Raw genomic sequence first — 7,564 nt, 5'->3', positions numbered from 1 at the left:
CCGCCTCACCGGCGCCGGCTTCGGCGGCGCGCTGGTGGCACTGCTGCCGCGCGCGCGGGCGGCCGGCTTTGCCGAAGCCATCGGCCGCCCAGTGCTCACAGCATATTGAACGGCGTCAGGCCGATTGCCACCTGCCAGCGCTCACCCGGCGCCAGCACCCGCATGCCCGTCCCCGTTCCCGCGCGGTTCAGGCTGTCGGTCATGTGGCTCACCGGTTCGGCGCACAGAAAATCGCTATCGGGCGGGACATAGACGACCGTGCACGACAGATCGTCATCGGGCGTCATCGTCAGGCCAAGGCGCTGTTCCGGCCACAGGATGCTGATGGGGCCGCGCCGCTGCTCATAAACGGTGTCCACCGTCCGGCTCGCCGCCGCCTGCCCGTGCCACCAGTCGATCGCGTCCGCCCGCAGGTCCAGCACGGTGGGCAGCCGCCGCGCATCGACCTGCCATTCGCCGCGGTGCAGTGCATTGAGGCGCGTCAACGGCGTGCGCGGGAAAAACGGGTGAAAGCCCAGGCCCGCCGGCATCGGGGTGTCTGCCCGGTTGGTGATTGCCAGCGTGAACCGGGCGCTGTCGCCGTCCAGCACGAAGGTCTGTTCCGCTGTGAACGCCCACGGCCACGCGCCAGCATCCATCGCCAGGGACAGGTGCAGCCTGTCATCCTGCCGGTCGGCCACGGTCCAGGCTTCCCGCCAGCCCAGGCCATGCATGGCGGGCTCATCCGGATTGTCCGGGTGATTGGGGGGCAAGGCAATATTGCGCCCGCCAAAGCGGAACGTTGAACGGGCGATGCGATTGCTGAACGGCACGAGCGGGAAACAGCCGCTGTTGAGGACACCGGGCGCCCTCTGCCGGCGGAGCAGCGGCAAGCCCCGCCACTCCAGCGCAGCAACGCTGCCCCCCGCCGCCGGATCCACCAACAGGCACAGCGCACCAGAGTCGATGCTGATCATGACGGCACGATAGCAGCAGCAGACCGCCGCATCACGGCCGGGATCGTCGCTGCCTCGGCGCAGCCCGAGCCGCGATCCGGCTGCATCAGCCAAATCGGGGGCAACGGTCAGCCAGGCAACGTGACTTCGGTGGAGCGGGTAGCGGGAATCGAACCCGCGCGTTCAGCTTGGGAAGCTGACAGGCTACCATTACATCATACCCGCAATGGCCGAGGCCGCTTGCCACCGTGCGGGGCGTGCCGTCAACCCGGCGCATTGGCCGCCGCTGCCAAACGCCAGGCGGGCCGCGTCAGATGCTCGGCCAGAAACGCCATCAGCAGCGTCACCCTCAGCGGCCGCAGGCGGCCCGGCGGGGTGACGAGCCACAGGTTGATCGGCGCGAGGCTCCAGCCCGGCAGCACCACCTCCAGCCGGCCATCCTCGATCTCGCGCCACACCGAGAAGAGCGGCTGGATGGCCAGCGCCTCGCCGGCCAGCAGCAGCGGCACCACGAAATCGGCATTGTTCACCATCACCCGGCCCGGCACCTGCCCCTCCCAGCGCGTGCCATCGCCGTGCTCCAGCCGCCACAGACCGGGGTTGGCGAGGTTGCTGTAGTGAATGGCGCGGTGCGTGGTCAGCTCGGCGGGATGCTGCGGCCGGCCGTGGCGCGCCAGATAGGCCGGCGCCGCCACGATGGGCCGCGGCACCGCGCACAGCTTGCGCGCCATCAGGCTGGAATCGGGCAGGGCGGCGATGCGCAGCGCCAGGTCATAGCCGCGCGCCACGATATCCTCCTGCTCGTCACTGAGCCTCAGATCGATGGCGATGTCGGGATGTTCGGCCATGAACAGCGGCAGCAGCGGCGCCAGCTGCGCCTGCGCGAAAGACAGCGGCGCCGTCATCCGCACCAGCCCGGCCGGCTGTCCGGCCTGCACCGCAGCCTCGGCCTCCACCGCCTCGCCATCGGCCAGCAGGCGGCGGGCATGGGCCAGCGCGGCGCGGCCGGTTTCAGTGAGGGTGAGCTGGCGGGTGGTGCGCTGCAGCAGCGGCACCTGCAGCCGCGCCTCCAGCCGGGTGATCGCCTTCGACACGGTGGGCTGCGACAGGCCCAGCTGTTCGGCTGCCCGCGCGAACGAGCCGGCATCGACCACGGTGGCGAAGATCGCCCAGGCTTCGAAGTCGGGAAGGCTCATTGTGGAACTTTCGGCATCAGTGATGTTCTGATCCTGCCATTCCTTTTGCAATCGGTCGAGCCTATCTCCGCCTCAACGCAACCCACATCCCAGATGAGGTGTCCGATGATCGAACTTCGTCCCTTTGCCAGCCTCGGCGGTGCCGATCATGGCTGGCTCAATGCCAAGCATCATTTCTCCTTCGCCGGCTATCATGACCGGGAGCGCCTGCACTGGGGCAATCTGCGCGTCTGGAACGACGACACGATCGCCGCCGGCACCGGTTTCCCGACCCACCCGCATGCCGACATGGAGATCATCACCTATGTCCGCTCCGGCGCCATCACCCACAAGGACAACCAGGGCAACCAGGGCCGCACCGAAGCCGGCGACGTGCAGGTGATGTCGGCCGGGCGCGGCATCGCCCACTCGGAATACAACCTCGAGGCCGATGACACGCAGATCTTCCAGATCTGGATCATCCCGCGCGAGCGGGGCGGCACGCCGACCTGGGGCGCCAAGCCCTTCCCCAGGGGTGACCGGGCCGGCCGCTTTGTGACTCTGGCCTCCGGCTTTGCGCAGGATGGGGATGCGCTGCCGATCCGGGCCGATGCGCGGGTGGTGGCCGCCACGCTGAAGGCCGGCGAGAGCGCCACCTATCCGCTTGGCGCCGACCGCCTGGCCTACATGGTCCCGGCCACCGGTGCGGTGCGCGTCGGCGATGTCACGGTGACGGCGCGCGACGGCGCGGCGATCCGTGATCTCGCCACGGTCACCGTCACCGCGCTCGAAGACAGCGAGATCGTGTTGGTCGACGCAAGCCCGCTCGGCTGAGCAAGCTGCGTTTGGCGCGGGCCATCACCATGGCCCGCGCCATCACAGGCCAAGCTCGCTGAGGCCGGGATGGTCATCCGGCCGGCGGCCCAGCGGCCAGCGGAACAGCCGGTCCGCCTCGGCAATCGGCATCTCGTTGATGCTGGCATGGCGGCTGTGCATCAGGCCGTCGGCCGCGAAGTCCCAGTTCTCGTTGCCATGGGCGCGAAACCACTGGCCGCTGTCGTCGCGATACTCATAGGCATAGCGCACCGCGATGCGGCTGCCGGCAAACGCCCACAGCTCCTTGATCAGGCGATAATCGTGCTCGCGCGCCCATTTGCGCGTCAAAAACGCCTGCACCTCGGCTCGCCCGCGCGGGAACTCCACCCGGTTCCGCCACCGCGTATCGGGCGTGTAGGCCAGCGCCACGCGCGCCGGATCGCGGCTGTTCCAGCCATCTTCGGCGAGGCGCACCTTTTCCCGTGCGCTGGCCTCGTCGAACGGGGGCAATGGCGGTCGGCTCATGTCAATGTCTCCACCGGTATCGCTGTGCCGGGCCAATCGCCGGTCCTGAGGCTGCCGCTGGGCAGGCCGTCAGCCCGCGCGTGCCAGCGCAGTGGGAGCGCTGCCGGCCGCAGTTGCCAGCGCCGTGGCCGGAACCGCCACAGCCGTTCGGCGCCGGCAAAGGCAGTGGCCGTGTCGCCGAGCAACTCGGCATCGCCGGTCAGGTGCAAGAGGTCGCCGCGGTCGAAATCCGGGAACACCAGGCCGGCGCGCGGGTTTAGCAGGATATTGCCCAGCGTGTTGAAATGCTTGTTGCCGGGGAAATCCGGAATGGTGAGGCTGCCATCGGCCTCGACGCGCACGAAACCCGGCTTGCCGCCCCTGTGCGAGGCATCGACATGGCGCCCGGCCGCATCCGCCATGGCCGTCGCGACAAAGAAGGTGTCCGCCTGCCGGATCCAGGCGCGCAGTGCCGGGGTCAGCGATGTGCCGCTGGTGGCCGGTGCCGCCGCCGCACCCCCCGGACCGGCCGGGCCGGCATCGCGCAGCCTGATGTATTGCGGGCAGTTGCCGAACGCCTGTTCAACCACGACCTCGAAGCCTGCAGTGGTCAGCCCGGTCACCCGGCCGTTCATGCGGTTGCGCCGGCGCGTGTGCAGCTCGATGCCCAAGAGGCCCAGCGCCGAGCCTTCGGCGAGGCTGGCAAGCACCGGATCATCGCCCTGCGGTGGCAGCCGGAACACCAGTCGCTGCGGATCGGGGCTGCTGACAAAGCCCGGCGCCCCGGCCGCCAGCGTTGCCCAGATGTCGCCGTCTGCGTCCACGGCGGCCAGCACCACGAACGGCAGCTGTTCGTAGAAGTCGCGATGCTGGTCCGGCATGTGGTCGCGGATCATGCGGGCGCCCAGCGTGGCCATGCGATCGGCAAGGCCCAACGCCTCCTGGAGCGCGATCTCGCCGGCATGAAAGGGGGAGGGTGGGGTGTCGGTCATGGCAGCACGCCCGCTCAGGCGGCGAGGCCGACCGGCGAGCGGTCGAAAGCGACGAAACCAGGCAGCGCCTCGATGCGGGCCAGCCAGGCGTTGACGTGCGCATAGGGCGCGAGGTCGACATTGCCCTCCGGCGCGCGAGCGATGTAGCTGTAGAGGGCGACATCGGCGATGGTCGGCCGGTCGGCGGCGATCCAGCTGCGGCCTGCCAGCTCCGCCTCGATCACCGCCAGCACACCATGGGCGCGGGCGATCACTTCTGCAGGGTTGAAGCCGGCCTTGAAAAGGGTGATGAGCCGCGCCGCCGCCGGGCCGAAGGCAATCGCGCCGGCCGCCACCGACAGCCAGCGCTGCACCCGCGCGGCGCCTGCCGCATCCTCGGGCAGCCAGTCGCTACGGCCGAGTTTCTTCGCGGCATAGACGAGGATGGCGTTGGAGTCGGCGATGATGGTGCCGGCGTCGTCCAGCACCGGCACCTGGCCGAAGCGGTTCAGGGCCAGGAAATCCGCCGCCTTGTGGGCGCCCCCGGCAAGATCGACCTGCACCAGCTCTACCTCGGCGCCGATGAGGGAGAGGAACAGGCGGGCGCGGTGGGAATGGCCCGAGATCGGGTGGACATACAGCTTCATGGCAGGGGCTCCTTGATGCCGGCAGCGCCGGTCGCCGACAGGAATGCCTGATGTGGCGGGCGACAGGAATGACCGTCGTTCTCAAATCAGTGTTCCACCAGATGAAACAATCCGCTGGCTCCCGATGCTGTCCGGGGCTAGGCTTTGCGCACAACGGGAGGATCAATGCGGCATGGACCGGCTCCACGCGATGAAGATCCTGGTCCGCATCGCCGAGACCGGTGGCTTTGCCGAAACGGCGCGGCAGCTGGGCCTGAGCCCGCCGGCGGTCACCCGGGCCATTGCCGCGCTCGAGGATCGGGTCGGTGCGCGCCTCCTGATCCGCACCACGCGCTCCGTGAAGCTCACCGAGGCCGGGCAGCGCCTGGTCGAGGACAGCAGGCGCATCCTCGCCGCCGTCGATGAGGCCGAGGCCGCCGCCGCCGGCAGCTTCGGGCGGCCCACCGGCGTGCTCACCGTCACCAGTTCGGTGCTGTTCGGGCAGCTCTATGTCGTGCCGCTGCTGTGCGAATTTCTCGATAACTTTCCCGAGGTCACCGGCCGGCTGCTGCTGCTCGACCGGGTCACCAACCTGATCGATGAAGGCATTGATCTGGCCATCCGCATCGGCCACCTCGCCGACTCCGGGCTGACTGCGACGCGGGTCGGCCAGGTCAGCCGGATGGTGTGTGGTTCGCCGGACTATTTTGCGCGCCACGGCGAGCCGCTGCATCCGGCCGATCTGGCGCGGCACCGCATCATCGCGGCGACCAGCGTTTCAGCCACGCAGGACTGGCGGTTCGGCACGCCGCAACGGCCAGGCGTGACGGTGAAGCCGGCGCTCCATTGCAACACCATCGAGGCGGCGATCATTGCGGCGCGCGCCGGCTGGGGGCTCACCCGCGTGCTGTCCTACCAGATTGCGCCAGATCTGGCGGCCGGCCGGCTGCAGGCGACGCTGGTCGACTTCGAGGAGGAGGCGATGCCAATCCACATCGTGCACGCGCAGGGCCGCACCGCCGCCGCCAAGGTGCGGGCCTTTGCCGATTTCGCCGCGATGCGCCTGCGCGCCAACCGGCTCCTCAACCCGGCCAGCCACGCTTGACGATTACGACTGTAGTCGATACTTTGACTACAGATGTAATCGACTCGGGTTGGCATGATGGCGGAACGGATCAGCGAAGCCGAATGGCAGGTGATGGAGGTGCTGTGGGCGCAAAGCCCGCTCACCGCGCAGGAGGTGGCGGCTGAGCTGGCCGGCACTGGCTGGAGCCTCGCCACGGTCAAGACCCTGCTTTCCCGCCTCGCCGCCAAGGGGGCGCTCGCCACGGCCGAGGATGGCCGGCGTTATCTCTACGCCCCGGCGATCGCCCGGGCCGACGTGGCGGCCGGCGAATCGCGTCGGCTGGTGGATCGGCTGTTCGGTGGCCGCCCGGCGCCGCTGGTGGCGCATCTGGCCGAACGCGGCGACCTGTCGGCGGCCGACATTGCCGAGCTGGAAGCGCTGATCCGGGAGCTGAAGTCATGAGCGACTGGCTGTCTCCGGCCTCACTGACCACAGCCTGGCTGGCCGAAGCGCTGATCGGCGCCACGCTGCTGATGCTGCTGGTGCTCGCCATCCGCCGCCCGGTGGCGCGGCTGTGCGGTGCTCACGCCGCTTATGCATTGTGGGCACTGCCGCCGCTGCGCATGCTGATGCCCTCGATTCCGGGCTGGACCCCGCTCTATGTGCCGGTGGCGGGCGTTCGCCCGGATGGCAGCGGGGCGCTGGCCCTGATGCCGCCCGCCGATGCCGTGGACCACAGACTGCCGCCGGCCACGCTGCAGATGGGTGAGGTGGGCCTGGTGCCCGATTGGCCCGCCCTGCTGGTCTGCCTGTGGGCGGTGGGGGCGGCGCTGTTCCTGGCCACGCAGTGGCGCCGCCACACCGGTTTCCTTGCCCGCGCCCTCGCCGATGGCGAACAGCTGACGATGGCGGGCGAGGTCGAGGTGATCCTCTCGCCGCACGTCCCCGGTCCGATGGCCGCCGGCATCTGGCACCGCCGCATCTTCCTGCCGGCCGATTTCCGGGCTCGCTACTCCGCCGCCGAACGCCGGCTCGCCCTGCTGCACGAAGGCGCCCACCATGATCGCGGCGATCTCGTTGCCAATCTCGTCGGTCTCGTGGTGCTGGCCGCGCACTGGTGGAACCCGATTGCCCATGCCGCCTGGCGCGCCTTCCGCGCCGATCAGGAACTGGCCTGCGATGCCACCGTGCTGGCCGGCAGTGATGGCGACACGCGCGCCGCCTATGCCGGCGCGGTGCTGAAATCGGCGGTGGTCGCCACGCCCGTCGCGGCCTGTGCCATGAACCACAAGAAGCAGCTGAAGGAGCGTCTTGCCATGATGAAGGATCGCCGGTTCGGCACCGGTCGCCGCCTGGTTGGCACGTTGCTGGTGGCCGGCATTGCCGGTGCCGCACTGGCGGCCACCGCGCCGGGGACGCCGCCGGTGCCGCCCGCCCCGCCCCAACCGCCCACCGCCCCGCCTGGTGCCCC

General features: G+C 69.6%; 9 protein-coding genes and 1 tRNA gene. 4 read left to right on the top strand and 6 right to left on the bottom strand.

Going from position 1 to position 7,564, the window contains the following annotated elements; genetic code table 11:
* Positions 1-95 precede the first annotated feature (95 nt).
* The 3 genes from GJV64_RS09040 to GJV64_RS09030 form a co-directional block, all read right to left on the bottom strand.
* A complete protein-coding gene (locus GJV64_RS09040; protein ID WP_164156926.1) occupies positions 96-956 on the bottom strand; it encodes an aldose 1-epimerase in 861 nt (286 codons plus the stop codon).
* 130 nt (positions 957-1,086) lie between these two features.
* Positions 1,087-1,160: transfer RNA gene (locus GJV64_RS09035), tRNA-Gly, on the bottom strand.
* Positions 1,161-1,198: 38 nt separating this feature from the next.
* A complete protein-coding gene (locus GJV64_RS09030) occupies positions 1,199-2,131 on the bottom strand; it encodes a LysR family transcriptional regulator (RefSeq protein ID WP_164156925.1) in 933 nt (310 codons plus the stop codon).
* Positions 2,132-2,236: 105 nt separating this feature from the next.
* On the opposite strand from GJV64_RS09030, the gene GJV64_RS09025 reads away from it, so the two are divergent.
* Entirely contained in the window at positions 2,237-2,944 is a 708-nt protein-coding gene (locus GJV64_RS09025; protein ID WP_164156924.1) for a pirin family protein, read from the top strand.
* 42 nt (positions 2,945-2,986) lie between these two features.
* Here the strand turns inward: GJV64_RS09025 and GJV64_RS09020 are convergent, their stop codons facing one another.
* Genes GJV64_RS09020 through GJV64_RS09010 form a run of 3 tightly spaced genes read right to left on the bottom strand, consistent with a single transcriptional unit; the run spans position 2,987 to position 5,048 of the window.
* On the bottom strand, positions 2,987-3,451 hold the full coding sequence (locus tag GJV64_RS09020) for a nuclear transport factor 2 family protein (RefSeq protein WP_164156923.1): 465 nt from the start codon (positions 3,449-3,451) through the stop codon (positions 2,987-2,989).
* A complete protein-coding gene (locus GJV64_RS09015; protein ID WP_164156922.1) occupies positions 3,448-4,422 on the bottom strand; it encodes a pyridoxamine 5'-phosphate oxidase family protein in 975 nt (324 codons plus the stop codon). The genes GJV64_RS09020 and GJV64_RS09015 overlap by 4 nt, the downstream gene beginning before the upstream one ends.
* A 14-nt stretch (positions 4,423-4,436) precedes the next feature.
* The gene (locus tag GJV64_RS09010; protein WP_164156921.1) at positions 4,437-5,048 is read right to left on the bottom strand and encodes a glutathione S-transferase family protein; all 612 of its coding nucleotides are present in this window, start codon (positions 5,046-5,048) and stop codon (positions 4,437-4,439) included.
* Between the two features lie 172 nt (positions 5,049-5,220).
* Between GJV64_RS09010 and GJV64_RS09005 the strand changes: the two genes are divergently transcribed.
* The 3 genes from GJV64_RS09005 to GJV64_RS08995 all read left to right on the top strand — a co-directional run.
* Positions 5,221-6,132, top strand: a complete 912-nt coding sequence (locus GJV64_RS09005; RefSeq protein WP_164156920.1) for a LysR family transcriptional regulator — start codon at positions 5,221-5,223, stop codon at positions 6,130-6,132.
* A gap of 57 nt (positions 6,133-6,189) precedes the next feature.
* Entirely contained in the window at positions 6,190-6,555 is a 366-nt protein-coding gene (locus GJV64_RS09000) for a BlaI/MecI/CopY family transcriptional regulator (protein WP_164156927.1), read from the top strand.
* Positions 6,552-7,564: M56 family metallopeptidase (locus tag GJV64_RS08995; protein ID WP_235927675.1), on the top strand; the 1,013-nt coding region annotated here is incomplete at its 3' end. The genes GJV64_RS09000 and GJV64_RS08995, both read left to right, overlap by 4 nt.

It is taken from the genome of Sandarakinorhabdus rubra (assembly GCF_010994245.1).
Classification (GTDB): Bacteria; Pseudomonadota; Alphaproteobacteria; order Sphingomonadales; family Sphingomonadaceae; genus Sandarakinorhabdus; species Sandarakinorhabdus rubra.
The sequence above is the reverse complement of the archived record's forward strand: the minus strand, read 5'-3'. Positions and strand labels throughout refer to the sequence as shown.

Bases quoted from the DNA above. Each gene is read 5' to 3' on its own strand.
- GJV64_RS09030 (WP_164156925.1), bottom strand. From the start codon at position 2,131: ATGAGCCTTCCCGACTTCGAAGCCTGGGCGATCTTCGCCACCGTGGTC.
- GJV64_RS09010 (WP_164156921.1), bottom strand. From the start codon at position 5,048: ATGAAGCTGTATGTCCACCCGATCTCGGGCCATTCCCACCGCGCCCGC.
- GJV64_RS09020 (WP_164156923.1), bottom strand. From the start codon at position 3,451: ATGAGCCGACCGCCATTGCCCCCGTTCGACGAGGCCAGCGCACGGGAA.
- GJV64_RS09015 (WP_164156922.1), bottom strand. From the start codon at position 4,422: ATGACCGACACCCCACCCTCCCCCTTTCATGCCGGCGAGATCGCGCTC.
- GJV64_RS09000 (WP_164156927.1), top strand. From the start codon at position 6,190: ATGGCGGAACGGATCAGCGAAGCCGAATGGCAGGTGATGGAGGTGCTG.
- GJV64_RS09040 (WP_164156926.1), bottom strand. From the start codon at position 956: ATGATCAGCATCGACTCTGGTGCGCTGTGCCTGTTGGTGGATCCGGCG.
- GJV64_RS09005 (WP_164156920.1), top strand. From the start codon at position 5,221: ATGGACCGGCTCCACGCGATGAAGATCCTGGTCCGCATCGCCGAGACC.
- GJV64_RS09025 (WP_164156924.1), top strand. From the start codon at position 2,237: ATGATCGAACTTCGTCCCTTTGCCAGCCTCGGCGGTGCCGATCATGGC.